This is a genomic window from Collinsella sp. LCP21S3_D3, from assembly GCF_052118305.1.
Classification (GTDB): Bacteria; Actinomycetota; Coriobacteriia; order Coriobacteriales; family Coriobacteriaceae; genus Collinsella.
In genome coordinates this window covers 35,126-60,774 of the sequence record NZ_JBQKHK010000001.1, presented here as the reverse complement: position 1 = coordinate 60,774, position 25,649 = coordinate 35,126, and the positions used below count along the sequence as shown (strand labels likewise).

The following is a 25,649-nucleotide window of genomic DNA, read 5'->3' as shown; positions in this document are numbered from 1 at the left end:
GAACTAGACGAATCACCCGCGCCGCTGTCCGCAAACAACTAAAGCCGCCACATAAACAGCAGAGCGCAACGAGCGCAAACGCCAACGGGTAGGCAGCCAAACGTCGGCAAACGAGCAAAACGCTCGCAAACCCGCAAGGAGCGTCCCCGGATGCCGGCATATAAGGAACGTCCCCAGCTGCCGGCACTTGGGGACGTTCCTTATATGCCGGCCGTTGGGGACAGCCCTTGCCGATTCGATTGTTGAGTAACTCCGTGATTGTCTTACAGCCCCAGCGCCTCGGCGACCTCGTCTGCGCAGGCGAGGGCATCGGCCATGGCACTCACCACGAGCGAGCTGCCGTTGCGGGCATCGCCGGCCACATACACCGGCGCGGCATCCGCGGCAACGCCATCCACGCGAGCCGCAAGATGCGAGTCCTCGGAGGCCATCACGGGCAACGGACGGCCCGCCGTGGCAATAGGCACGTCAACAGCGTCGAACACGCCGTGCTCCGGACCCGTAAAGCCACAGGCGATCAGTACCAGCTGGGCCGGCACCTCGTGCTCGGAGCCCGCAATGCGCTCGGGCTTGCCGGCCGACCAGTCCAGATCGACCACGCGCAGGCCCGCGGCAGCGCCCTTCTTGTCCAGCAATACCTCGAGCGTATCCACGCCCCAAGCACGCATCTCGCCGCCCATGGCAGCGATAGCCTCCTGCTGACCGTAGTCGGTCTTCTTAACGTTGGGCCACTGCGGCCAGGAATTGCTCGCCGCACGCTTATCGGGTGCGGCCGGCAAGAACTCAAACTGACGCACACTGCGTGCACCCTGGCGCACCGCGGTACCCACGCAGTCGTTGCCGGTATCGCCGCCGCCAATGACCACAACGTCCAGGCCGCGCGCGTTCACCGCGGGCTCACCGCCATCGAGCACCGAGACGGTCGAAGCCGTCAGGTAGTCCACGGCATACACCACGCCCGGGGCATCCACATTCGCAGCCAAAAGACCGCGGGGCGTACGAGCACCGGCAGCCACCACAACGGCGTCAAAACCATTGAGCTTGGCCGCCACCGCAGGGTTCGTAACGTCAGTACCCAGCTCAAAGACAATGCCCAGCTCGCGCATGAGCGCCACGCGGCGCTCGACCACGGACTTCTCGAGCTTCATGTTGGGAATGCCGTACATGAGCAGACCGCCTGGGCGGTCGTCGCGCTCAAACACCATCACGCGGGCACCGCGACGCGCAAGGTCCCATGCAGCCACCAGGCCAGCCGGGCCGGAGCCCACCACGGCGACCGAGGGCGCGTCCTCCCCTGCCGGCTCAAAGCGACGTGGGCCGCCGTTTGCCCATTCGTGGTCGCTGATCGCGCGCTCGTTATCGTGAATCGTTGTGGGCTGGCCGTCGACCGAACCCAGGTTGCACGCAGCCTCGCACAGTGCCGGGCACACGCGGCTCGTAAACTCGGGCATGGGCGAGGTGAGCGACAGGCGCTCGGCCGCCTCGTCCCAGCGACCGCGATACACCAGCTCGTTCCACTCGGGAATCAGGTTGTGCAGCGGACAGCCACTCGGACGCGCCTTGCCAAAGCTCGCACCCATCTGGCAAAACGCCACGCCGCACATCATGCAGCGGCTCGCCTGGGCGCGGCGCGCATCGTCGTCGAGCTCCACATACAGCGGATCGAAATCGCGGCTGCGCTCCTCCACGGGGCGCAGCTCGTGGGTCACGCGATCGATATCAAGAAAAGCACCGGGCTTACCCATGGCACTTACGCCTCCTTCTTGGTCGAAGCAACAGAGCTGACAGCCACGGGCGCAGTGCCCTCTGCACCGCCCGCGACATCAAAGCGAGCGACATCCGCGTTGCTCGCGCGGCCGGTCACGATGTCAAACGCCAACTCCTCGGCCTGCGCATGCGTCTTGCCCACGGCCTCGGCCGCAGCGACAATCGCCAGCACGCGCTCGTACTCGGTCGGAATGACCTTCACAAAGTGCTTGCTCATCGTCTCAAAGCTGTAGAGCAGCTTAATGCCGCGCGGGCTCTGCGTCGCGTCCACGTGCTCCTGGATGAGCGCGCGAATCTGCGCCAGCTCGCCAGCCGTCGGGGCCTTGAGTTCCACGCTCTCGTGGTTCACACGGGCCTCGAGCGTGCCGTACTGGTCAAAGACATAGGCCACGCCACCCGTCATACCGGCGGCGAAGTTCTGCCCGACCTCGCCCAAGATGAGCGCCAGGCCGCCCGTCATGTACTCGCAGCCATGGTTGCCGCAGCCCTCGACCACCACGGTGGCACCGGAGTTACGCACGCCAAAGCGCTGGCCTGCCAGGCCGTTAATAAAGCCGCGGCCGCTCGTGGCACCAAAGAACGCCACGTTGCCCACGATGATGTTCTCGTCGAACTTGTAGGTCGCATGCGGGTTGGGGCGCACCGACACCTCGCCGCCCGAAAGGCCCTTGCCAAAGTAGTCGTTGGCGTCGCCGCACACGTTGAGCGTAATGCCGCGCGGGAGAAAGGCGCCAAAGCTCTGACCGGCCGAACCATCGCAATCGATGGTGATGGAGCCGGCGGGCAGGCCCTCGGGATGCGCCTTGGTCACCGCATTGCCCAAGATGGTGCCCACGCAACGGTTGACGTTGGCGATATCGGCGCGGAACCGAATCGGGCGCAGGTGCGCACGGGCATCGGCCGTATAGGGCACGAACAATGTGGAGTCGAGCGTCTTGTCGAGCTCGCTGTCCGCAGCCATCTGCGGCAGGAAGTGGCGACCGTCGGCGCCCGGGATATGGGCACCGAACTCGCAGGTCGCGCTCGCCAGCACGGGCGACAGATCAAGCAGGTTGGCCTTGCGGTTGCCCGGTACCTCGATCTGGCGCAGGCACTCGGGATGGCCGACCATCTCGTCGACGGTGCGGAAGCCCAGGCTCGCCATGACCTCACGCAGCTGCTCGGCAACAAAGAGCATAAAGTGCTCAACGTGCTCGGGCTTGCCGCGGAAGCCGCGACGCAGGCGACAGTTTTGCGTGGCGATGCCGGCCGGGCAGGTATCCTGCTGGCAGTCGCGCTGCATGAGGCAGCCCATGGAGATGAGCGGCATGGTCGCAAAGCCAAACTCCTCGGCGCCCAGCAGGCAGGCGACGGCAACATCGGTGCCGTCCATGAGCTTGCCGTCGGCCTCGAGCACCACGCGGGAGCGCAGACCGTTTTGCAGCAACGTCTGCTGAGCCTCGGCAAGGCCGAGCTCCAGCGGCAGGCCGGCGTGCCAAATGGAATCGCGCGCCGCGGCACCCGAGCCGCCATTGTGGCCGCTGATCAAGATCTTGTCGGCGGCACCCTTGGCCACACCGGTGGCGATGGTGCCGACGCCGGCCTCGCTGACCAGCTTGACCGACACGCGCGCGCCGGGGTTGGCGTTCTTAAGATCAAAGATCAGCTCTGCCAGGTCCTCGATGGAGTAGATGTCGTGGTGCGGCGGAGGCGAGATCAGGCCGATGCCGGGCGTGGACTGACGGACCTCGGCGATCCAGGGGTAGACCTTCTTGCCGGGCAGGTGGCCACCCTCGCCGGGCTTGGCGCCCTGGGCCATCTTGATCTGAATCTCGAAGGCGCTGCACAGGTAGCGGCTCGTTACGCCAAAGCGCGCACTTGCCACCTGCTTGATGGCGGAGTTCTTGGAGTCACCGTTAGCCAGCGGGGTCTCGCGACGCGGATCCTCGCCGCCCTCGCCCGAGTTAGAGCGTCCATGCAGGCGGTTCATGGCGATGGCCATGCACTCGTGCGCCTCTTTGCTGATAGAACCGTACGACATGGCACCGGTGTTAAAGCGGCGGACGATGTTGCGCGCGGGCTCCACCTCGTCGAGCGAAACCGGCGTGCGGCCGTTGGCATTAAAGTCGAGCAAGTCACGCAGGCGCACGGCACGGCCGGTGCGGTGCAGGCGGGCGCTGTACTCCTTAAAGGTGTCGTAGCTGTCCTCACGACAGGCGGTCTGCAGTAAGTAGACAGTCTGCGGATCAATGAGGTGATCCTCGCCGCCGAGCGGGCGCCACTTGGTCAGACCCAGCGTGGGCAGCTGATCGGGAGCCGGGCTCTTAAGGATAGCGAGCGCGGCGTCGTAGCGCTCGTTTTGCTCGCGCTCAACGTCCTCGACACCCATACCACCCACACGGCTCACCGTGCCGGCGAAGTACGCGTTGACGAACTCCGGCGTAAAGCCCACGGCCTCGAAGATCTGCGCCGAATGGTAGCTCTGCACCGTGGAGATGCCCATCTTGGACATGATGGAAACGATGCCGGCGGTCGCAGCCTTATTGTAGTTGGCGATGCCCTGCTCGGCTGTCACGTCCAGATCGCCGTGCGCCGCCAGGTCGCGAATGCACGCATGCGCGCTGTACGGATAGATGCCGCTCGCGGAGTAGCCCACCAGCGCCGCAAAGTCGTGCGGAGACACGGCGTCGCCACACTCCACCACAATGTCGGCAAAGGTACGCACGCCGGCGCGGATCAGGTGGTTGTGCACGCAGCCCACGGCGAGCAGTGACGGCACGGGTACCTCGTCCGCTCCGGCGCGATCGCTCAACACCACGATGTTCACGCCGTCGCGGACCGCAGCCTCAACGTCCTCTGCAAGCTGCTTGAGCGCAGCCCGCAGCGCGCCCTCGCCGGCATCGCGGCGGTAAACGGCACGGAAACGGCGGGTCTTAAAGCCAACACGGTCAATCGCGCAAATGCGGTCGAACTCCTCCTCGCTCAGCAGCGGGCGCTCCAGACGCACCAGCTGGCAGGCCGTACGAGAGTCCTCGAGCAGGTTGCCGTGGTTGCCCAGGTAGAGCGTGGTCGAGGTGACCATATGCTCGCGCAGGGCGTCGATCGGCGGGTTCGTGACCTGGGCGAACAGTTGATAGAAGTAGTCAAAGAACGAGCGCGTCTTCTTGGACAGGCAGGCCAGCGGCGCATCGATACCCATCGAGGCGAGCGGGGCCTTGCCCTGCTGGGCCATGGGGCGCACGACCTCGTCAACATCATCCCAGTGGTAGCCGAGCTTGGCCATACGCACGGCGGCAGGCACCTCGGCATCCTCGGCGGGCGTTGCCGCGGCGGGCTTGTCGAGCGCGTCAACGGTCAGCGTCTCCTCGGCAATCCAATCTCGGTAGGGCTTTTCCTTGGCATAGCGGGCGCGCAGCTCGTCATTGTAGATCACACGGCCGCGGGCAAAATCGACCTCGAGCATCTGGCCCGGTCCCAAACAACCGCTTGTCAGGATATTCTCGGGGCGCACCTCGATGGTGCCCACCTCGCTTGCCAGCATAAAGCGGCCGTCGCGCGTCACGTAGTAGCGAGCCGGGCGCAGGCCGTTGCGGTCGAGGGCGGCACCCAGCGTACGGCCGTCGGTAAAGGCGATGGCCGCCGGGCCGTCCCAGGGCTCCATGAGCATGGACTGGTAGGCATCGTAGGCGCGACGCTCCTCGCTCAGGTTGTCGTTGTGGTCCCAAGGCTCGGGCAGCAACATGGACGCGGCACGCGTGAGCGGACGGCCGTTCATGACCAAAAACTCGAGCACATTATCCAGAATCGCGGAGTCGGAACCCTCGCGGTTGATGATGGGCATCACACGCTCAAGATCATGCTGCAGCACGGGACTGTACAGGTTAGGTTCGCGGGCGCGAATCCAGTTGACGTTGCCCTTGAGGGTGTTGATCTCGCCGTTGTGGATAATAAAGCGGTTGGGATGTGCGCGCTCCCAGCTAGGCGTGGTGTTGGTGGAGTAGCGCGAGTGGACGAGCGCCACGGCCGTCTTGACGGCGGCGTCGTTGAGATCGATAAAGAAGCGGCGCATCTGCGTGGCGACCAGCATGCCCTTGTACACGATGGTGCGCGAGCTCATGGAGCACACATAGAAGATCTTGTCGCGCAGGGCAAACTCGGCGTCGGCCTTCTTTTCGATGGTACGGCGGCACACGTACAGGCGACGCTCAAAGGCGTCGCCGGCGGGCGTGTCGTCCGGACGGCCCAGGAAGGCCTGCAGGATGGTGGGCATGCAGGCGCGGGCCGTCTCGCCCAGATCGTGAGGGTCGACCGGCACCTCGCGCCAAAAGAGCAGCGGCACGCCGGCCTCGGCACAGCCTTCCTCAAACACGCGGCGGGCATCCTCTACGCCCTTGTCGTCTTGCGGGAAGAACAGCATGGCCACGCCATAGTCGCCCTCTGCCGGCAGAATCTGGCCGCACTTTTGAGCCTCTTTGCGGAAAAAGTGATGCGGAACCTGGAACAGGATGCCGGCGCCGTCGCCGGTATTCTTCTCGAGTCCCGTGCCACCGCGGTGCTCCAGGTTGACCAGAATGGACAGCGCATCGTCCAGAATCTGGTGGTGGCGCTCACCGTTGATATCGGCAAGCGCGCCGATGCCACATGCATCGTGGTCGAATTCGGGGCGATAAAGGCCCTGCTGCTGAGCGGAATCTGCCTGCATCGCGATCCTCCCCTAGATATTTAGACAGTCAGTTGAATAGGCATACTAGAAGCATCGCCGGCCCATTGTGTTTCCCGCCCGTTTCGAAACAATTGCGTAACGCACACGCCCTACGAGTGGACACCGCCGACCTCAAGGGCAACAACAAGGGCCCCAGGTTCGACCTGTAAGCTCACCGCTTCAAACATCTCAATCTGTAACAGGAAGACCCAATTTCGACGACTAACTGTTACAGATTGAGATGTTCTCGAGAGACGGTTCCGAATGTCTCAATCTGTAACACGAGGGGCCAGTTTTGGCGGTCAGCTGTTACGGATCGAGATTTTCCATAGGACCATTTCTTCCTGTCTCGATCTGTAACACCTAGGCCCAATTTCCATCCCTAGTTGTTACAGATCAAGACATTTCGGCAACCCCCTTTTACCATCCTATTCAAATACAACAATTTTGTTAGTCATGGTCAGATTTCGAGCCTAAAACGGGTATCCTTTGCGGCGTCAAACAAACGGCACGCAGGAGTGCACCATGATCGACCATCTCAAACAACACTTTGGCTCCCGACGCACCGGTGGTCACGGAGGCCTAGACATTGCACGGCATATCGGCCCCGGGCTGCTCGTGACCGTCGGCTTTATCGACCCGGGCAATTGGGCCTCCAATATGGCCGCCGGCTCGCAGTTTGGCTACGCGCTGCTGTGGATCGTCACGCTGTCCACGATCATGCTCATCGTGCTGCAACACAACGCGGCTCACTTGGGCATCGCCACGGGCATGTGTCTTGCCGAGGCCACGACGCGCCACCTGCCCCGCCTCGTCGGGCGTGCGATACTCGGCAGCGCGTATCTAGCCACGGTCGCCACCGCCATGGCCGAAGTCCTGGGCGGCGCGATTGCACTTCAAATGCTCTTTGGCCTGCCCGTACGTGCCGGCTGCATCATCGTGGCGGCGGCATCGATTGCCATGCTCATGACGAGCTCCTACAAACGCGCCGAACGCTGGATCATCGCCTTCGTGGGCGTGGTGGGACTTTCGTTTTTAGCCGAGCTTCTGCTGGTCAAGGTCGACTGGCCGCAAGCCGCCACAAGCTGGATCACACCCAGTATGCCCACCGGCTCAGTCGCGATTATCGTAAGTGTCCTAGGCGCGGTCGTTATGCCCCACAACCTCTTCCTGCACTCCGAGGTCATCCAATCCATGCACTTCGAAGGCCAAGGCGAGCAGGTTATCGAAGAACGCCTGCATTACGAGCTCTTCGACACGCTCTTTTCGATGGGTGTGGGCTGGGCAATCAACTCGGCCATGGTCATCCTGGCCGCAACGACCTTCTTTGCGCACGGCATTGTCGTAGACGACCTCGCCGTCGCAGCGGCCACGCTCTCCCCCATTCTGGGCCCGGCAAGCTCGACCATCTTTGCGGTGGCACTGCTGTTTGCGGGCATATCGAGTAGCGTGACGGCGGGCATGGCGGCGGGCACCATCACCGCGGGCATATTCGACGAGGAATACGACATCCACGACCGACATTCCTCGATCGGAGTGGCGGCCTGTTTCGTCGGCGCAGTGGCGGCGTGCCTGATCGTCCCGAATCCTTTTGAGGGTCTCATTTGGAGTCAGGCACTGTTGTCGCTTCAGCTGCCGATTACGGTCTTTGTGCTCATACGACTCACCAGCTCGCCCCGCGTCATGGGCAAATACGCCAACTCGCGCCCGCTCAACGCGTTGCTCGTAGGGATCGGTGTCATCGTGACGATTCTCGACATCGTGCTGCTAACGGGGATGTAATGGGATGGCGTGACTGTCCAGATATAACGTCTCAATCTGTAACACGTGAGGCCGCTTTGAGCCCTTAGATGTTACAGATTGAGATTTTCTGAAAGATAGTTTCAGTTTGTCTCGATCTGTAACAAGTGGACCCAATTTCCGCGCCCAGATGTTACAGATCGAGATATTTCTTCAGCTCCAACCTTTTGTCTCGATCTGTAACAAGTAGAGGGGGTTTACGTGCCTAAATGTTATAGATTGAGATTTTGAGAATGATGGTTTTGGTTTGTCTCGTTCTGTAACAGGAAGACCCGTTTTGAGCCGTTAGATGTTGCAGGTTAAGACAAAAGGTCGGCCGGACTCACAACAGACAGGATCGGCTAATAGCAGCCGTGATCCCTTGGGGACGGAGGAAAAGGGCCCCGGCCGGGAATCCGACCGGGGCCCTTGGACAGAGCTATATGTTGCTGCAAGTCGTGTGTCTACGAGCTACTCCTCGACGAGCTCAAACTGATCGGGACCGACGCCACACACCGGGCACACGTAATCCTCGGGCAGCTCGGGCGTGTCGACCTCTACCTCGTAACCGCAAACGGTGCACACGAACTTGTACGTCTTCTTTTCCTCGGCCATGATGTTCTCCTCTCGAACGTGGCTGCTGGTGTACTTTGCTTAATTAGTATATATTCTTAATAATATAATGCAAGCGGTTTTACCGCATTTCTACCCTTGGTACGAAGACGCCTTGGGCGGCGTCTTGCCCTTCAGGACCTTATGGTAGTAATCGTAGGTGAGCGGCGTCTCGTCGCTCAGGCGCTCGGCATCCTCGACCTCGCCGATAAACAGTAGATGCGTGCCCACATCCACTGTGTCGATCAAACGGCAGCTAAACAAGGCCGCCGCATGCTCGGGAACATAGGGCATGCCCAGTGCGGTCTCGCGCGGCTCGTACTTGGCAAATTTGTCATAGTTGCTGCTGGTACGGAATCCAAAGTTACCAATGTAGGGCATATCGGCCGTCTGATCGATCACGGTCAGCGCAAAGGCCTTGGCAGACGAGATAACGCTAGACGTGACATTTTCCTTGTTCACGGCAACCGAAATGCGCGGCGGCGTGGACGTCACCTGCACTGCGGTGTTGATAATGCAGCCGGCGCGCGATCCATCCGCCGCGGCACTCACCACATACAGCCCGCACGGCATCGTAAAGAACGCAGTTTTATCCAAAACGATCACTCCCCTAACTCGGAATTGAGCCTTGCAGACGTATATACCCACAATGAGACATATGTGTCAGAACGGTAAGAAAAATGAGCCACACGCAGTTGCAGTGAAAAAGTCCCTGTTTAAGCCTGGATACCCAACAAACAGGAACTATTCCACCGCAACTTGCGAGGAGCAGACCGGGAGTACGACAACAGTGATGGATGAACATCCCCGCCCGCCCGGATATCAACCCTTAGCGATTACGCTCCTTAAGCGCGCGATCGATTTCGCGCTGAACGTCACGTTTGGCCATGTCCTCGCGTTTGTCGTAGAGCTTTTTGCCACGGCCCAGGCCCAACAGCAGCTTAACGCGACCATCGGTATTAAAGTAGAGCTCGAGCGGCACCAGTGCATAGCCGCGGTTGCGTAGTTTGCCGTCAAGAAAATCAATCTCCTTGCGATGCAGCAGCAGACGGCGCCGGCGATCGGGATCACGGTTCCACACGCCACCGTGACTATAGGGATGGATGTGCAAACCCACCAGCCAGCACTCGCCGCCGCGAATCAGCGCAAAAGTATCGGTAATCTGACAGGCGCGCTCGCGAATCGACTTGACCTCGGTACCGCTCAACTCAATGCCGCATTCGAATGTCTCGTCGATAAAGTACTCGTGGTGTGCCGAACGATTCTTGGAGATGAGCTTGCGCTCGCGCTTACTGGGCATCGCCGGCCTCCTCGGCGTCATCGGCTTTCCCGCTCGCGGCCTCGCGTTTGGCCTGGCGCTCGGCGTTGAGCTCGGCATCGCTTTCGCGCACCAGCTTAATGATCGCCGCGCATGCCTCCTCGCCCACCAGGTCGCGGGCACGGACCGTCAGGCGTGTAGCCTCCTGCTTGTCACCGTCGCCCGCAGCGTCGGTCGCACACATAATCAGACAAATGGCAATCTCGGCCGAAGGCGAGGTCGGTACGCCCTGCAACGCCAGCTCGCCCATCACATGCTCATCACTCTCGTCGGCGGCATCCGGATAGGTGGCATGGATCTTGCTGAGCAAGCGCGTCGTATGTGAATCGCCAGGGGCCAAGCGCAGCGCCAGACGTGCGCAACCCACGGCCGCCGAGACGTTCTCGGTCTCGGGCTCCAAAAAGTACTGGCCCAAGTTGGCGTAGGCGCGGGCGGCGCACCTGCCGTCACTCGCACGCTCCAGCACCGAAAACGAAAGCGAAGCCCACTCCTGCTTGTCCTCGAGCGCACGGAACAGCTCGGCCAGATCCAGTCGGTAGTTGCAGTTCATGGGGTCCCAGCGCACGGCCTGCATCAAGGCATTGCGGGCGCTCACATAATCCTGCTGACGGATGTAGGCAAACGCCATGTCGGAGTACAGGCGGTCAAACGGCACCTCGACCTGCACCAGCTCGCGTGGATCCTTTTCCACGCGGCGGTAGGCCAGGCGCTCAAACTTGCTATCGAAGCTAAAGTACTGGCGGTTCTCCTCCGTTTTGCACTCGGCATCGATATACTCCTCGGCGAGCTCCACCAAACGCTCCAGCAGCGGCGTCGCCGTGGCCAGGTCTCCCTGCGCCAGGTAATTCTCGGCAAACGTAATGTCTTGTAGGCTGATGGGCAGGTCCATGGCAACTCCTCGGTCCAGGTGAAACGCGGCTCATTCCACACATGCGGTGTATACACAAAACCCGGGTCTCTTGCGAGGCCCGGGCATTCAATTTGTGGTAGCCCGTACCAGATTCGAACTGGTGATCTCCGCCTTGAGAGGGCGGCGTCCTAAACCGCTAGACGAACGGGCCATATGTAGCAAATGCAATGGCTGGGATGGAGGGAGTCGAACCCCCATTGACGGAACCAGAATCCGCTGTCCTGCCATTAGACGACATCCCAATGACTGCATCGCTGCGCTCGGCTGTGCCTTTGCGCAAGAAAGAAATATACGGGAAGCATCGCGATGACGCAAGTCTTAATTTTGACTTTTTTAAAATTCGGTCAAATTGGCCTAATTTCGTCCAACCCGTGAAGGACCTGTGAAGCGACACATCTGCCCCTTATGGACAAAGGATGGCGAAGCGATACTTCGACAAGCACGCATAGCTCTTCGGCCCGCACGGGTGGCCGCGGTTCAAAAACTGACCGGAGCAAGCCTGTCAGCGAAAACTGTATCCCAAAATCGGCATCCAAAACGGGATACAGCTTCCCCGCAGTCGCTACAGCAACGCCTCGGTCCAAGCCGCTTCCCTAAAGCCGGGGATCGCAAAGTCGTCGCCCACCAGCAGCGGGCGCTTAACCAGCATGCCGTCAGTCGCCAGCAGCTCGCAGCATTCCTGGTCCGTCATACCCGCATCCAGGCGCGCTTTCAGACCAAGCTCTCGATATTTCATGCCCGACGAGTTAAAGAAGCGTCGCACCGGCAGCCCCGAACGAGCAATCCAGGTCGCAAGTTCCTCAGCCGAAGGATTGTCTGTAACAATATCGCGATCGACGTACTCAACCCCATGCTCGTCCAACCAGGCCTTGGCCTTTTTACACGTCGAGCATTTGGGGTATTCAACAAACAGCACTGCCATGGGGATTCCCTTCTTAGAAAAGACAAGTGTCTGGCAAACAGCGCATCGATGGCCATCTGCGACCGATGCCGATATTGTAACCAGCGCCGACGTACAGGCGGTCGCGATTTTCCATCTTGAGGTTAGCGCCTCGCATGGGCGCCAATGGGACAGGTCGCGCGCTGAACCAGCTCGGCGGCCAACAGCACCAACAGCATGGCGACAACGTAACCCGCGGCATCGAAGCCCAGGTCGATCATGTCGAAATGACGACCAGGAACAAAGATCTTGTGCACTTGGTCACCGACAGAGCAGACGGCGCAAAAGAGCAGAGCGAGTACGTACCGGAATCGCGCGCATGGCAGGCACTCGCCCAGGCATGCCACTGTCGCCGAAGCAAACAGTCCTACAAAGAAGAACTCAACGGTATGTGCGACGCGACGAATGTTGGCACCCATCCACAGACGAACGGGCGCAAGCGGGTCGGGATGAACAGTGGCAGTCGTTGAATCCGTGCCCTCGACGGCATCCCCCGCCTGGAACTCCTGCGTGGCGTCGGGTCGCACGTCCGCGGCCCGTCCTTCCACCGCGCGCGGTGGCCTCGCTGAGCGACGACGTCTGCTCCACGTTTTGCTCCGTCAGCATCCAAATACTTGCCAGCGTCACGACCAGCAGGACAATCGAAATCCATCCGACCATGTGCTTCACACGCGCCAAGGGCTAACCTCCGTCATTTTTTGAGCAGCAGCGAGTGTACCCCCAAATGCAGTTGTCACCGTAGCGAAATCCAAAATGTTCGAATCGGGGCGCCAAAGGACCGTGGCGCCCCTACTCCATCTCGCGCATCCAGCGATCGAACGTCCCCACGCACACGCCTAGCCGCTTTGCCGCCTGACTCCGCGTGATATCACCCGCCTCGTAGGCATCGCGTACCAGCTCGAATTGCGGGGGACAGGGCTTGCGGGGCCGGCCAAAGCGCACACCGCGCGCTCGCGCCGCCGCAATGCCCTCGGCTTGGCGCCGGTGGATGTTCTCGCGCTCCACCTGCGCCACATAGCTCAGCAGCTGCAAAACAATATCGGCAATCAACGTACTCGTCACGTCCGACCCACCACAGTCTCTGGCGCGCGTGTCGAGCAATGGCATGTCCAACACCACGATGGCGGCGCCGAGCTCTTTGGTTATGCACCGCCATTCCTCGAGGATCTCGCTGTAGTTACGGCCCAGCCGATCAATGGAAAGTACCACCAGCACATCGCCGGAATCCAACGCGCACAGCAGCTCGCGATACCGCGGTCGATCGAAGTCCTTGCCACTCGCATGGTCGGCAAAGATATTCGCCGGTTCCACGCCATAGGCGCCCAGCGCATCCAGCTGCCGATTCAGATTTTGATCACGCGAGCTCACCCGCGCATACCCGTACACCGTTGTCATCTCATCCCCGCTCTCTCGTAAACCTCCCAAAAAGGGACAGGTTTATTTTGGTAGGTTTTATCTCCCCTATAGCAGGCGGAAGACGCAAGCGCGCGAGCGGCAAGACGATTGAACCGCCACAAAAAAGGCAGCCCCAAAAGACCGCCCCGTTCTCTATCAATCACCAAATTCCGGCTAATGAATAAGCCTGAAATCCAAGTGCCCGCGGGTCGTGTTGACACGCGAGACCTCGATGATCACGCGTTGCCCCAACTCAAAACGGCGCCCCGTGTCGGCACCCGTCAACGTGAGCGCGTCCTCGTCAAACTCGAACCACTCGCTTCCCAAACTCTTAATCGAGACCAAGCCCTCGACCTGTGTCAGGTCGAGGCGCACAAAGAGGCCCATGCTGCTGACCCACGAAATGGTTCCGGCATAGCGCTCGCCCAGACGATCCTCGTAATACTGGGCAATCTTGATCTTTTGCGTCGCATGGCTGGCGGCGTCGGCCGCACGCTCGGCATCGCTGCATGCACGGCAAATCTGCGGCAAGATGCGCGGCAGCGACTCGCGACCCCTGCCGATCAGCCGCGGCGTGCGCGCCAAGGCATCCTTGCCGCCCAGCTGCTCATACGCCAGCTGCAATTTGAGCACGCGATGGACAACAAGGTCCGGATAGCGTCGGATAGGGCTCGTAAAGTGGCAGTAGCACGGCGCGGCGAGCGCAAAGTGGCCCTCGTTGCGCGGCTTGTACAGCGCGCGCTGCATACTGCGCAATAGCAACGTGTTGACAAGCGGGGCATTTGCCGTGCCAGCGGCAGCGTCAACCGCCGCCTGCAGCTCATCGGGACTTCCCAGGGCAATGCCGGCCGCGCGGCGATCGTCGATGATACCCAGCTGCGCCAGCGCCACAGCGGCCCCGTGCAAGCTGTCGGGGCTGGGATCCTCATGCACGCGATAGCATGCCTCAATATCGCGGTCTGCCAGCCACTCGGCAACGCACTCGTTGGCAAGCAGCATAGCTTCCTCGATGAGCGACGTGGCACACGAGCGCTCGCGGGCCACGATCTGCACGGGAATGCCGTCCTCGTCCAGCAAAGCGCGAATCTCCGCCGTGTCAAAGTCGACCGAGCCGCGCGCACGGCGAATGCGACGGCGCCGCTCGGCAAGCTCGTTGGCAGCGACTAGGAAATCGCTCAGATCCACGTCGTAGTCGCGGGCAGTCTCTTCGCAAGTCAAACCGCGCTCAAGCGCCTCCTCGCGCGACGCCTCGGCTGCAGCAACATCCTCGGCGGCACCTTCCAACACGGAGTACTCCACCGCACCGGCACGCACCAGCAGTGCCTCGGCACCGTCATAGTCCATGCGCACGCGCGAGCGAATCACGCTGGGATACGGATCGTAGTGGCGGACGTGCCCCTGCGCATCGAGCTCGATGTCGACGGTAAACGCCAGGCGATCCTCGTCGGGGCGCAAGGAACACAGGTCATTCGACAGGCGCTCGGGCAACATGGGGAGCACGCGATCGGCAAGGTACACCGACGTCGTGCGATGGCGAGCCTCTAGGTCGATGTGTCCGTCCCAGGCCACATAATGCGATACATCGGCGATATGGACACCCAGCTTGTAGCCGCCCTGCGTCGTGCGCTCCAAAGAGATGGCGTCGTCAAAGTCGCGCGCGTCGACCGGATCGATCGTGATGATAAAACGGTCGCGCAGATCACGGCGAAGCGGGTCCTTAAGAGCTGTCGCCACGTCGAGCGATAGCTCCTCGGCCTCGGCAAGGGCGGTCTCGGGATAACTATCGGTATAGCCGTAACGAGCCATGACATATTGAACGCCCAAGTCGGGCGCATCGTCGCCGCCAATGCGGCGCTCAAGAGTCACGGTGCCCGATTCCAAGCGTGTCGGATAGCTCAAAATGCGTGCGACGACTGCATCGCCCGGATGCACGCCCAAACGCTCCGCCGAAGTATCCTCAGGCAACATAAAGAAATCGGCCTTGAGACGCGAATCAAGCGGCTCGATCACACCGAGCGGGCCTGCCGCCTGATACGTGCCCACCACGCTTATGGCCGCGCGCTCGACAACGCCCTCGATCACGGCACGGCGATCGCCGCGCGGTCCGGTCTTAATGCTCACGGCCACGATGTCGCCGTCCATAATCTCGCGCTTGCCGCGACCCATGACCTTATAGTCGCCATTATCGGTGACAACATAGGCGCTATGCTCATGGAGCTGCACGCGGCCCGTCAGGCTGGGACGCCGCTCGCTACGCACTGGCGCGCGCTTGTTGCGAGCGCTACGCTTATGTTTGTTATTGCGCCCCATGGCGCCTCCTTACTATCTGTTGCGGGGCCCGCAGGCGCAACCGCATCATGTCAAAACACCGTGCAGGCCTAAACCGCACGCATCAAAGAGTCTACCCAATCAACAACAGGGCACGCACCTCGCGTCATGATCCCTATGTGACGGAGAAAATCGAATTATCGAGACAAGCCGAACTGCCGGTGAGCCCTTTTCCTCCGTCGCACGGGAATCAAAAAACGGGCCGCCCCAGAGCGGGACGGCCCGTTAGCAAAACTAATTCCAGCTGTGTCTACACGCGCAGGTAGCGACGCATGGCAATGGCGGAACCAAAGAGACCGATGATCACGCCGACCAGGATCAGTGCGGCATACGTCACCAGGTAGTATTGCATCGGCAGCGCAAACGACATCCAGCCAATGCTCTCCTGAAGACGCGGAACCAACAGGTTGCGAAGCAGCTCCAAAACACCGATGGAAAGCAGCGAGCCCAAAACGGCCTGCAGCACGCCCTCGGTGATAAACGGACCGCGAATAAAGCCATTGCTGGCGCCCACCAGGCGCATGATAGCAATCTCGCGGCGGCGAGCCGTAATCGACAGGCGAATCGTGTTGTTGATAAAGATGAACGCGATAAACGTCAGCAAACCAACAAGCACAACGGCAGCGATGCGGATGTAGTTCGTCACCTGGAACAGGCGGCTCACTTCCTCCTGACCGTACAGAACGCTCGCATCGACGTCACCGTCATCCGCGATCTTCTGGAAATCGGAGTTCTTCTTGAGCTTCTTGGCCGTGCTCTCGACCTGGGACGGATCGTCCATCTCGATCGCGAACGAAGCAGGCAGCGGATTCTGGCCGTCAAGTGCGCTCAGAGTGGCGTCGGCGTTACCCGACATCTTGCTCGTGTACTCGGCCAGCGCGTCGTCCTTGTCCTTATAGGTCACGGACTTAACGTTGTTCCACGTCTTGAGCTCACTCTCGAAAGCCTGGACGTCGGCCTGGTCGGCGTCATCGCTAATAAACGCGTTGATAACAACCTGGTCCTCAACGGTGCCGATCACGGAGTTCAGCATCGCGGAACCCATGATGAACAGGCCGATGATAAACAGCGAAAGGAAAATCGTGATGACGGCGCCGAGCGAGGTGGTCCAGTTACGGAAGAAGTGGCTCATTGCCTCTTTGAGCGAATAGCCCACGTTAGTTGGTGCCATAGTTGCCGTAACCTCCCCTCTCCTGGTCGCGGATTACGTGGCCGCCCTCGAGGGCGATCACGCGACGATGCATACTATCGACCATCTCGCGATCGTGGGTAGCCACGATCACGGTCGTGCCGGTGCGGTTAATGCGCTCGAGCAGCTTCATGATGCCGAGCGAAATTGCCGGGTCGAGGTTGCCCGTTGGCTCGTCGCAAATCAGCAGCGGCGGACGGTTGACCATGGCGCGGGCGACGGCCACGCGCTGTTGCTCGCCGCCGGAAAGCTGATCGGGCAGCGAGTCCATCTGATCGGCCAAACCGACCAGACGCAGTACCTCGGGCACCTGGCTGCGAATGACGCCCTTGGGCTTGCCTATGCACTGCAGGGCAAACGCCACGTTTTCATAGGCGGTCTTTTGCGGCAGAAGCTTAAAGTCCTGGAACACGGCGCCAATCTGGCGGCGCAGGAAGGGAACCTTGCGGTTCTTGATTTTCATGAGATCCTGACCGGCGACCAAAATGCGACCGCTCGTAGGCCTGACATCACGGTTGAGCGTGGAAAGCAGCGTGGTCTTACCCGATCCGGAATGACCGACCAAGAAGACGAACTCACCCGGATAGATCTCGATGTTGATGTCGTCGAGTGCGGGCTTGTTGGGCTGTGCCGGGTAGATCTTGGTGACATGCTCCATCAGAATGACGGGCTCGACACCGGCCTGCTTGGCCATCTTCTTGCGACTTGCCTGCGGATCGATAGGCGCGAACACCGACGTAAAATCGGGGTTGTTGAGAGCGTTGTCAAGACTTGCGACCTCAGCAGCCTGATCATTCTCGACCATGGGCGCAGCGGGCTGCGTAGGATCGGGAATGCCGGCAAAGAGGCCGGACTGCGCCGGTTGCGGCGCGGGCGTAGCAGGAGCCATGGGATCGGGAATGCCCGCCATGGTCGGCTGAGGCTCGGCTGACGTCTGAGGCTGGTTCACGCGAGCAGTCACCTTTTGGACGGGCTCAAAGCCCGCAGCGGCGGAAAGCTCGGCATCGCTGGTGGGATTGTAGGCAAAGGGATCGGATGCCGGCCGTGCCTGATCTGCCGGCTGTGCGGGGGCCTGGGCAATATGCTGGCCCTCTGAATCCGGAGTGGCGAAACGTGTGCCCGGGACACCTTGCCGTGTCTTGGGGGCCTCATCGCCCGCACCGGAGGTACGGAAGTGGTTACCCACTGGTGCTCCTTATCATCGTGCGTTTAAACTACATGAGCGCTTTGTATTTTAGCAGCATTAGCTTCGCTGCACATAAGAAGCATGGCAGGGTTTTGGTCTCACCGGCCGCGCACAGGGCTACCTCCCAAATCGTCCTCGGACATGTCGGAGTCCCCGCTGCGCGCTTCGCGCTGCGGGGACTCCTCCGTCCTGCGGAAAGATTTGGGAGGTAGCCCTGTGCGCGGCCTGCGGCTACTAAGGAGTCGCCGCGTTTTTCTTGGGGTGCTGCATATACAAAGTTGGAAGGGCTGAGTTGCACTTTGCTGGTCTGGGCCCGCTTCCCGGAGGAAGCCCTTGCTTGGTGCGGGCCCGATTTGTTTGTTGCCGAAAAAACAGGGGCGCCCTCTTTGGGGGCGCCCCTGTTCTGGCTTGCATACGGTTGCTGAAGCGATACTTCGCCTCGTCTTGCCCTAGGCCAAGAACTCCTTGGTGGTTGCCACGATGTTGGCGGCATCCAGGCCGTACTTGTGCAGGAGCTCGGCGCCCGGGCCGGACTCGCCAAAGGTGTCGTTGACGCCAATCTTCTTGAGCGGCGTCGGGCACTGCTCGCAGAGCACGTCGGCAACGGCGCTGCCCAGGCCGCCGATCACGGAGTGCTCCTCGACGGTCACGACGTGGCCGGTCTTGGCGGCGCTCTTGACGATCAGATCGGCGTCGATGGGCTTGATGGTGTGCATGTTGATGACCTCGGCGTCGATGCCCTCGGCAGCGAGCTGCTCGGCAGCCTCGAGAGCCTCGCCAACCATCAGACCGCAGGCGATGATGGTCACATCGGCGCCCTCACGCATGACGATGCCGCGGCCCAGCTCGAACTTGTAGGTCTCGGGGTCGTTGATGACCGGCGAGGCCAAACGGGCAAAGCGCATGTACACGGGGCCGTCGCACTCGTAGGCGGCGCGGACCACGGCGCGGGCCTCCACGTCGTCGGCCGGGACAATCACGGTCATGCCAGGGATAACACGCATAAGGGCGATATCCTCGCAGCACTGGTGCGTGGCACCGTCCTCGCCCACCGAAATACCGGCGTGCGTGGCGCCGATCTTGACGTTGAGGTGCGGATAGCCGATGGAGTTACGGACCTGCTCAAAAGCGCGGCCGGCGGCAAACATGGCAAAGGTGCTCGCGAAGGCAGTACGACCGGTGGTCGCGATACCGGCGGCGACACCCATCAGGTTGCTCTCGGCAATGCCCACGTCAAAGAAGCGGTCGGGGCAGGCGGCCTTAAACTTACCGGTCTGCGTGGCGGCAGCCAGGTCGGCGTCGAGGACCACAAAGTCGTCGTGCTCGGCAGCGAGCTCAACGAGGGCCTCGCCGTAGCTTACACGCGTGGCGATTTTCTTGACGTCTGCCATCCTAGAGCTCCTCTCCGGCGGCCGTGAGCTCTGCCATGGCCTGCTCAAACTGTTCATCGTTGGGGGCCTTGCCGTGCCAACCAACCTGGTTCTCCATAAAGGAAACGCCCTTGCCCTTCATGGTCTCGGCGATAATGGCGGTAGGCTGACCCTTGGTGGCGCGAGCCTCGGCAAAGGCGGCGCGAATCTGACCGAAGTCGTTGCCGTCGGCGAGCTCCACCACGTGGAACTTAAAGGCGCGGAACTTGTCGGCGAGCGGCATGGGATCGTTGACCTCCTCGACGGGACCGTCAATCTGCAGGCCGTTGTGGTCAACGATCACGCAGAGGTTGTCGAGCTGCTGATTGCCGGCAAACATGGCGGCCTCCCAGACCTGGCCCTCCTCGCTCTCGCCGTCGCCCAGCAGGGCGTACGTGCGGTAAGTATCGCCCCAGTGCTTGGCGGCGACGGCCATGCCCACGGCGGCGGAGATGCCCTGGCCCAGCGAGCCGGTGGACATGTCGACGCCCGGGGTGTCGTTCATGTTGGGGTGGCCCTGCAGGTGGCTGCCGATATGGCGCAGCGTCTCGAGGTCCTCCTTGGGGAAGAATCCGCGCTCGGCGAGCACGGCGTACAGACCCGGAGCGCAATGGCCCTTGGAGAGCACAAAGCGGTCGCGGTCGGCCTTGCGAGGATCGTCCGGGTCGACATTCATTTCCTCAAAGTACAGATAAGTCATGATGTCGGCAGAGCCGAGCGAACCGCCCGGATGGCCTGACTTGGCAGCGTGCACGCCGGTGACGATGCCCTTCCTTACCTCGTTGGCAACCTTTTTGAGCTCTTCGTCGCTCATTGTGCCTTCCTTTCATCCTCTTTAGACAAGATGCGCACGGCGCAGAAGGTAATCCCAACCCAGCCGCAATGCACGTGCGCCATTCATTATGCTGGAAACTGAAGGCTTTACCAGAGTTTTTATCATTATTTGAATAATTTAGCTGGCAGACCCGCTGATGAATCGGTTTATCAATGTGAACGTCTTTTGGATGGAGCGCAGTCTGCCCTACGCGTTAATGTCCTTGAACCCCTCGCCGAAGGCTTCCGTAACGTCGGCGACCGTCACGATAGCTTGAGGATCGCGCTCGCGCACGATGGTCTTAAGTGTATTGAGCTCGCGGCGGCTAACGATCACCATAATCACCGGCTTCTCAGCGCCCGAATACATGCCGGTCGCCTTAAATTTAGTGCAGCCGCGACCCAGGCCATACATGATATCGGCCGCGATATCGGGGAAATTCTCCGAGATGATGAGCACCATACGGCGCTTGTTGCCGCCATCGACCACAGCGTCGATCACATAGCCGCTAATTACCATCGAAAGCCCTGCATACAGCGCGTTCTCCAGAGAGAAGACGGGGGCCGATGCCGCGCATACGGCGACATCGATCGCCATGACGGTCGAACCCACCGGCAGCGAGGTATTACGCGAGATAATCTGGCCGATGGTGTCGGAGCCGCCGGTGTTGGCGCCGGCGCGTAACACCATGCCGTAACCAATGCCCGTGATAATGCCGCCCCACATAGCGGGAAGCATCAGGTCCGCATCTGCCAGAGGCGCTACAAACGGGGCAAACAGGTCGGTAAAGAAGCCCAGTAGCACAAAGCCTGTCGCCGTCTGTACCACATAGAACATGCCGCCCTCGCGCATTACGACCAGCAACAGCAAGGCGTTCATCACGATGGTTTGGATACCGACGGGCAGCGACACGCCTCGCGCGGCACCGACCGCCTGGATAATAGTCGCAAGGCCCGTAACGCCACCGGCGGCAAGACCGTTGGGAATCAAAAACAAGTCGGTCGCGATGGCCGCCAAAGCGCACCCAAGCATGATCTGGGGTAGATCGCGGAAGAAGTTCATTGAAAGAATGCGCTTGATATCCAGACGATATGCCATGCTACCCCCCTCAAAAAAGCGCACCCCCTTGGGTGCGCTTTGAACTTCTTACCGTATTCGATTCTACCGATTCGCCGAGGAAAAACCACCCCGCGGCGGGTTTGCTCTGGATATAAAACCGCCTGTCCAGAGTTTAGTGTCGGTCCGTGACTCACCCGGGGCTTAAGCGGACGGAGACTCCGCATCAGCATTGCCGGTAGCCCAGCGATGGTAGCCGATCACAAACGGATCCAAGTCGCCATCGTCGAGAACGGCGTCGACGTTGCTGGTCTCCACGCCCGAGCGCAGGTCCTTGACCATCTGATACGGATAGAGCACGTAGCTGCGGATCTGGTTGCCAAAGCCAATCGTGGTCTTGGGACCGCGGATCTCGTCGAGCGCCTCGGCGCGCTTCTCGAGCTCAATCTCGTACAGGCGGGCCTTGAGAATCTGCATACACGCGGCCTTGTTCTGAATCTGGCTGCGCTCATTTTGGCAGGTCACTACAATGCCGCTGGGAAAATGCGTCACGCGCACGGCGGAGTCGGTGGTGTTGACGCCCTGGCCGCCCGGGCCGCTTGCGTGGTACACGTCGACGCGGATATCGTCGGGGTTGATCTCGATATCGATATCGTCGGGCAGCACCGGAATGACCTCGACGCCGGCAAACGTAGTCTGTCGACGCTTCTTGTCATCGGTGGGGCTAATGCGCACCAAACGGTGAACGCCGGCCTCGGCACGAAGCATACCGAAGGCATCCTTGCCCTCAACGGTAAAGGTCGCGCGATCAATGCCAATGACCTCGGCAGCGGGGCAATCGTTGATGGTGACCTTCCAGCCGCGGCGTTGGCAGTACTTCATGTACATCTTAAAGAGCATGAAGGTCCAGTCCTGCGCCTCCAAGCCGCCCTGTCCGGGCTTGATGGTCACAATCGCGTCACCGTGATCGAACTCGCCGGTAAACCAGCTCGAAAGTTCGAGCTCATCGATGGCGCGCGCCAGACGATCAGCCGTGGCGGCAGCCTCCTCACGCAGTGCAGCGGCATCGGGGTCATCGCCCATTTCCTCGGCAAGTTCCAGCGCCGCGCGGGCGTCGGAGAGCTCGCCGCGCGCGGTATCCACGGCGGCGATATCCTCCTTGGCGCGCGCAATCTCTTCCATCGTGGCGCGAGCGGCATCGGCGTCGTCCCAAAAGCCGGGAGCGACGCTCTTGGCCTCAAGCTCGGTCACGTGGGTGCGCTTCTCGTCCAAATGAAGATACGACTCGACCTCGCCGAGCCGGTCCGCAAACGCGTCCAACTCGGCGGGCGTTACCTCTAAAGCATCCGCCATTAACGATTCCTGCCGTGGCAGTACTTGAACTTCTTGCCGCTGCCGCAAGGGCACGGTTCGTTGCGACCCACGTTGACATACGGGTCGTCGCTCTCGGACTTGCGGTAGGTGGTCACCTTAGCGCCGTTGTTGACAGCTGCCGGTCCGCCCTGGACGGCCGTGCGAGCCTGTGCCCGTGCCTCCTTGCGCAGGACCGAGTTGCCGTTGTCGCCATCGACGTCGGCGGGGCCGGAGAAGCGCGCACCCTCGAGCGCGGGGTCCTCCTTGCGCTCCACAGCCTGCGGGGCGGCCTTGATCTCGATGCGCAGGACGGTGCGCAGGTAATCCTCATACATGGTGTCAACGAGCATCTGGAAGGCACCATAGGCCTCAGTCTTGTACTCGACCAGCGGGTCGCGCTGACCAAAGCCGCGCAGGCCGATACCGGTCTTGAGGTAGTCCATCTCCTGCAGGTAGTTCATCCAGCGGGTATCGATGACGCGCAGCATGACCTGAGTATTGAGCTCGCGCATGAGGTCCTCGCCCAGGCGCTCGGCCTTCATGTTGTAGCACTTCTCGACGTAGGCTAGGACATCGGCAGCAAGGGCCTCGTAATCCTCGTCGGGGAACTTGGGCGTATCGATATGGCCGGTCAGCTCCACGACCCACTTGCGCAGGCCATCGAGGTCGCGCTCGCCGTCGTGGCTGTCCTTAGTGCAAAACTCCTGCACGCAGCGGTACACGGTGTCGTGCATGACCTCGGTGATGTGGTCGGTCAGGTCCTTACCGTCCAGAATCTTGTTGCGCTCGGCGTAGATAACCTGGCGCTGCTTGTTCATCACGTCGTCGTACTCAAGAACGCTCTTGCGCATGGAGAAGTTGATGCTCTCGACCTTGTGCTGAGCGCTCTCGACGGCCTTGGAGATGATCTTGTGCTGGATGGGCATGTCGTCGCCCATTTCTGCCGTGACCATCATCTTGGAGACGCGGTCCATCTTGTCGCCGCCAAACAGGCGCATCAGATCGTCCTCGAGCGACAGGTAGAACTGGGTCTCGCCCGGATCGCCCTGACGGCCAGAACGGCCGCGCAGCTGATTGTCGATACGGCGGGACTCATGGCGTTCGGTGCCGATGACGGTCAGACCGCCGGCGGCAAGCACGCGCTCGCGCTCGGCCTTGCAGGTCTCCTTGGCCTCGGCGTTAAACTGCTCGAGCTGCTCGGGCGTCACGTCCTCCATGGTCAGGCCCTCGTACTCCAGGCGCTCGCGCACCAGCTCGTCGGGGTTGCCGCCCAGCAGGATGTCCGTACCACGACCGGCCATGTTAGTAGCGATGGTCACGGCGCCGTAGCGTCCGGCCTGGGCAACGATATGAGCCTCGCGCTCGTGATGCTTAGCGTTGAGGACCTCGTGCGCGATGCCGCGCTTGGTAAGGGCGGCCGACAGCTTCTCGGAGCTTTCGATGGAGACGGTGCCCACCAGGACCGGCTGGCCCTTGGCGTGACGCTGCTCGACATCATTGGCAACGGCGTTGTACTTGGCCTGGATGGTGCGGTACACCAGGTCCTCGTGATCGACACGCTGCACGGGCTTGTTGGAGGGAATGACCTCGACGGGCAGCTTGTAGATCTCGCGGAACTCGGCGTCCTCGGTAAGCGCCGTACCGGTCATGCCGGAAAGCTTGTCATACAGACGGAAGTAATTCTGCAGGGTGATGGTGGCCAGCGTCTGGTTTTCCTCGCGCACGAGCACGCCCTCTTTGGCCTCGATAGCCTGGTGCAAGCCCTCGGAGTAGCGACGGCCCTCCATGATGCGGCCGGTGAACTCATCGACAATCTTGACCTCGCCGTTGGTAACGACGTACTGCTTGTCGCGGTGGAACATGTATTGGGCCTTCAACGCCTGCTGCAGGTGGTTGACCAGCTGGCCCGAAAGGTCGGCGTAGATGTCCTCGATACCCAGGCGGCGCTCTATCTTCTTGAGGCCGCGCTCGGTGGCGGCAATGGTGTGCTTGGCCTCGTCCATGACGTAGTCGCCCGTGGGCTCCACGTCCTCGGTAGCGGTGAGCATATCGTGCGACACGTCCTCGCCGCGCTCCAGCCCGCGCACGGCGCGCGCGAAGTCCTTATAGGTGCTGGCCGACTTGGTGCCGGCGCCCGAGATGATCAGCGGGGTCCTGGCCTCGTCGATCAGGATGGAGTCGACCTCGTCGACGATAGCGTAGCTGTGGCCGCGCTGGACGCGCTGCTCGGGGCGGGTGACCATGTTGTCGCGCAGGTAGTCAAAGCCAAACTCGGAGTTGGTGCCGTAGGTGACATCGGCCTGGTAGGCCGGGCGCTTAAGCTCGAGCGGCATGTTGTTCTGCAGCAGGCCGACGGTCATGCCCAAATACTTGTAGATGCGGCCCATCCACTCGGAGTCGCGCTTTGCCAGGTAGTCGTTGACGGTAACGACATGCACGCCCTTGCCGGCGATGGCGTTAAGATAGCCGGCCAGGGTGGAGACGAGCGTCTTGCCTTCGCCGGTCTTCATCTCGGCGATATGACCCTCGTGCAGCGCCATGGCGCCGATGAGCTGTACGTCAAAGTGACGCATGCCCGTGATGCGCTTTGAAGCCTCGCGCACGGTGGCAAAGGCCTCGGGGAGCATGTCGTCAAGCGACTCGCCGTTAGCATAACGCTCGCGGAACTTATCGGTCTGGCCGCGAAGTTCCTCCTCGGTCATCTTCTCAAACTGAGGCTCAAGCCCGTTGATCTGGTCAACGATCTTGTAGTAGCGCTTAAGGTCCTTATCGGATCCAAAGGAGAGCAGCTTTGACATGAATCCCATGTGGTTTTCCTTTTTTGGCCATCGCCCGTAGCGCACTGCACTGGGCGAGTTAAACACAGATAGTTGTACTTTAGCCAAACGGGGCGCACGCTATACGCTCGACCT

At 61.1% G+C, this 25,649-nt stretch carries 18 protein-coding genes and 2 tRNA genes; 1 reads left to right on the top strand and 19 read right to left on the bottom strand.

Annotation, left to right across the window (positions count from 1 at the left end):
- Positions 1-263 precede the first annotated feature (263 nt).
- Both ACTQ1S_RS00300 and gltB read right to left on the bottom strand, forming a co-directional pair.
- Complete coding sequence (locus ACTQ1S_RS00300) at positions 264-1,745, bottom strand: glutamate synthase subunit beta (protein WP_441546772.1); 1,482 nt, start codon at positions 1,743-1,745, stop codon at positions 264-266.
- Positions 1,746-1,750: 5 nt separating this feature from the next.
- Complete coding sequence (gene gltB / locus ACTQ1S_RS00295; RefSeq protein WP_441546771.1) at positions 1,751-6,448, bottom strand: glutamate synthase large subunit; 4,698 nt, start codon at positions 6,446-6,448, stop codon at positions 1,751-1,753.
- A gap of 525 nt (positions 6,449-6,973) precedes the next feature.
- Here gltB and ACTQ1S_RS00290 point away from each other — a divergent pair.
- On the top strand, positions 6,974-8,230 hold the full coding sequence (locus tag ACTQ1S_RS00290) for an Nramp family divalent metal transporter (protein ID WP_441546770.1): 1,257 nt from the start codon (positions 6,974-6,976) through the stop codon (positions 8,228-8,230).
- Positions 8,231-8,698: 468 nt separating this feature from the next.
- Here the strand turns inward: ACTQ1S_RS00290 and ACTQ1S_RS00285 are convergent, their stop codons facing one another.
- From ACTQ1S_RS00285 to secA, 17 genes are all read right to left on the bottom strand, one after another.
- Entirely contained in the window at positions 8,699-8,842 is a 144-nt protein-coding gene (locus tag ACTQ1S_RS00285) for a rubredoxin-like domain-containing protein (protein ID WP_035137395.1), read from the bottom strand.
- A gap of 90 nt (positions 8,843-8,932) precedes the next feature.
- Entirely contained in the window at positions 8,933-9,436 is a 504-nt protein-coding gene (locus ACTQ1S_RS00280) for a flavin reductase family protein (RefSeq protein ID WP_441546769.1), read from the bottom strand.
- A 232-nt stretch (positions 9,437-9,668) separates the two neighbouring features.
- Positions 9,669-10,139 (bottom strand): SsrA-binding protein SmpB, encoded by a 471-nt coding sequence (smpB, locus tag ACTQ1S_RS00275; protein WP_006235325.1) that lies wholly within the window; start codon positions 10,137-10,139, stop codon positions 9,669-9,671.
- Positions 10,129-11,046 (bottom strand): hypothetical protein, encoded by a 918-nt coding sequence (locus ACTQ1S_RS00270; protein ID WP_441546768.1) that lies wholly within the window; start codon positions 11,044-11,046, stop codon positions 10,129-10,131. The genes smpB and ACTQ1S_RS00270 overlap by 11 nt, the downstream gene beginning before the upstream one ends.
- Positions 11,047-11,141: 95 nt before the next feature.
- Positions 11,142-11,218: transfer RNA gene (locus ACTQ1S_RS00265), tRNA-Glu, on the bottom strand.
- A 17-nt stretch (positions 11,219-11,235) separates the two neighbouring features.
- Positions 11,236-11,309, bottom strand: a tRNA-Gln gene (locus ACTQ1S_RS00260).
- Positions 11,310-11,629: 320 nt separating this feature from the next.
- Complete coding sequence (locus tag ACTQ1S_RS00255) at positions 11,630-11,995, bottom strand: arsenate reductase family protein (RefSeq protein ID WP_427717859.1); 366 nt, start codon at positions 11,993-11,995, stop codon at positions 11,630-11,632.
- A 116-nt stretch (positions 11,996-12,111) separates the two neighbouring features.
- Complete coding sequence (locus tag ACTQ1S_RS00250; protein WP_441546767.1) at positions 12,112-12,534, bottom strand: VanZ family protein; 423 nt, start codon at positions 12,532-12,534, stop codon at positions 12,112-12,114.
- Between the two features lie 262 nt (positions 12,535-12,796).
- Entirely contained in the window at positions 12,797-13,402 is a 606-nt protein-coding gene (locus tag ACTQ1S_RS00245; RefSeq protein ID WP_427717749.1) for a recombinase family protein, read from the bottom strand.
- A gap of 174 nt (positions 13,403-13,576) precedes the next feature.
- Entirely contained in the window at positions 13,577-15,712 is a 2,136-nt protein-coding gene (locus ACTQ1S_RS00240; RefSeq protein WP_441546766.1) for a ribonuclease R family protein, read from the bottom strand.
- A gap of 268 nt (positions 15,713-15,980) precedes the next feature.
- Positions 15,981-16,901, bottom strand: a complete 921-nt coding sequence (gene ftsX / locus ACTQ1S_RS00235; RefSeq protein ID WP_154515997.1) for a permease-like cell division protein FtsX — start codon at positions 16,899-16,901, stop codon at positions 15,981-15,983.
- On the bottom strand, positions 16,888-18,105 hold the full coding sequence (gene ftsE, locus ACTQ1S_RS00230) for a cell division ATP-binding protein FtsE (RefSeq protein ID WP_441032959.1): 1,218 nt from the start codon (positions 18,103-18,105) through the stop codon (positions 16,888-16,890). Before ftsE ends, ftsX begins: the two co-directional genes overlap by 14 nt.
- Before the next feature lie 449 nt (positions 18,106-18,554).
- Positions 18,555-19,496 (bottom strand): transketolase family protein, encoded by a 942-nt coding sequence (locus tag ACTQ1S_RS00225; protein ID WP_427793358.1) that lies wholly within the window; start codon positions 19,494-19,496, stop codon positions 18,555-18,557.
- A 1-nt stretch (position 19,497) separates the two neighbouring features.
- Positions 19,498-20,328: a transketolase gene (locus ACTQ1S_RS00220; protein ID WP_441546765.1), complete on the bottom strand. Its 831-nt coding sequence runs from the start codon at positions 20,326-20,328 to the stop codon at positions 19,498-19,500.
- 207 nt (positions 20,329-20,535) lie between these two features.
- Entirely contained in the window at positions 20,536-21,426 is an 891-nt protein-coding gene (locus tag ACTQ1S_RS00215; RefSeq protein WP_441048319.1) for a YitT family protein, read from the bottom strand.
- Between the two features lie 162 nt (positions 21,427-21,588).
- Positions 21,589-22,737, bottom strand: a complete 1,149-nt coding sequence (gene prfB, locus ACTQ1S_RS00210) for a peptide chain release factor 2 (protein WP_427717736.1) — start codon at positions 22,735-22,737, stop codon at positions 21,589-21,591.
- A complete protein-coding gene (gene secA, locus ACTQ1S_RS00205) occupies positions 22,737-25,544 on the bottom strand; it encodes a preprotein translocase subunit SecA (protein ID WP_154516012.1) in 2,808 nt (935 codons plus the stop codon). Before secA ends, prfB begins: the two co-directional genes overlap by 1 nt.
- Positions 25,545-25,649: the final 105 nt, after the last annotated feature.

Coding starts and splice junctions, on each gene's coding strand:
- ACTQ1S_RS00300 (WP_441546772.1), bottom strand. CDS start 1,745: ATGGGTAAGCCCGGTGCTTTTCTTGATATCGATCGCGTGACCCACGAG.
- gltB (WP_441546771.1), bottom strand. CDS start 6,448: ATGCAGGCAGATTCCGCTCAGCAGCAGGGCCTTTATCGCCCCGAATTC.
- ACTQ1S_RS00290 (WP_441546770.1), top strand. CDS start 6,974: ATGATCGACCATCTCAAACAACACTTTGGCTCCCGACGCACCGGTGGT.
- ACTQ1S_RS00285 (WP_035137395.1), bottom strand. CDS start 8,842: ATGGCCGAGGAAAAGAAGACGTACAAGTTCGTGTGCACCGTTTGCGGT.
- smpB (WP_006235325.1), bottom strand. CDS start 10,139: ATGCCCAGTAAGCGCGAGCGCAAGCTCATCTCCAAGAATCGTTCGGCA.
- ACTQ1S_RS00270 (WP_441546768.1), bottom strand. CDS start 11,046: ATGGACCTGCCCATCAGCCTACAAGACATTACGTTTGCCGAGAATTAC.
- ACTQ1S_RS00245 (WP_427717749.1), bottom strand. CDS start 13,402: ATGACAACGGTGTACGGGTATGCGCGGGTGAGCTCGCGTGATCAAAAT.
- ACTQ1S_RS00240 (WP_441546766.1), bottom strand. CDS start 15,712: ATGGGGCGCAATAACAAACATAAGCGTAGCGCTCGCAACAAGCGCGCG.
- ftsX (WP_154515997.1), bottom strand. CDS start 16,901: ATGGCACCAACTAACGTGGGCTATTCGCTCAAAGAGGCAATGAGCCAC.
- ACTQ1S_RS00225 (WP_427793358.1), bottom strand. CDS start 19,496: ATGGCAGACGTCAAGAAAATCGCCACGCGTGTAAGCTACGGCGAGGCC.
- ACTQ1S_RS00220 (WP_441546765.1), bottom strand. CDS start 20,328: ATGAGCGACGAAGAGCTCAAAAAGGTTGCCAACGAGGTAAGGAAGGGC.
- ACTQ1S_RS00215 (WP_441048319.1), bottom strand. CDS start 21,426: ATGGCATATCGTCTGGATATCAAGCGCATTCTTTCAATGAACTTCTTC.
- prfB (WP_427717736.1), bottom strand. CDS start 22,737: ATGGCGGATGCTTTAGAGGTAACGCCCGCCGAGTTGGACGCGTTTGCG.
- secA (WP_154516012.1), bottom strand. CDS start 25,544: ATGGGATTCATGTCAAAGCTGCTCTCCTTTGGATCCGATAAGGACCTT.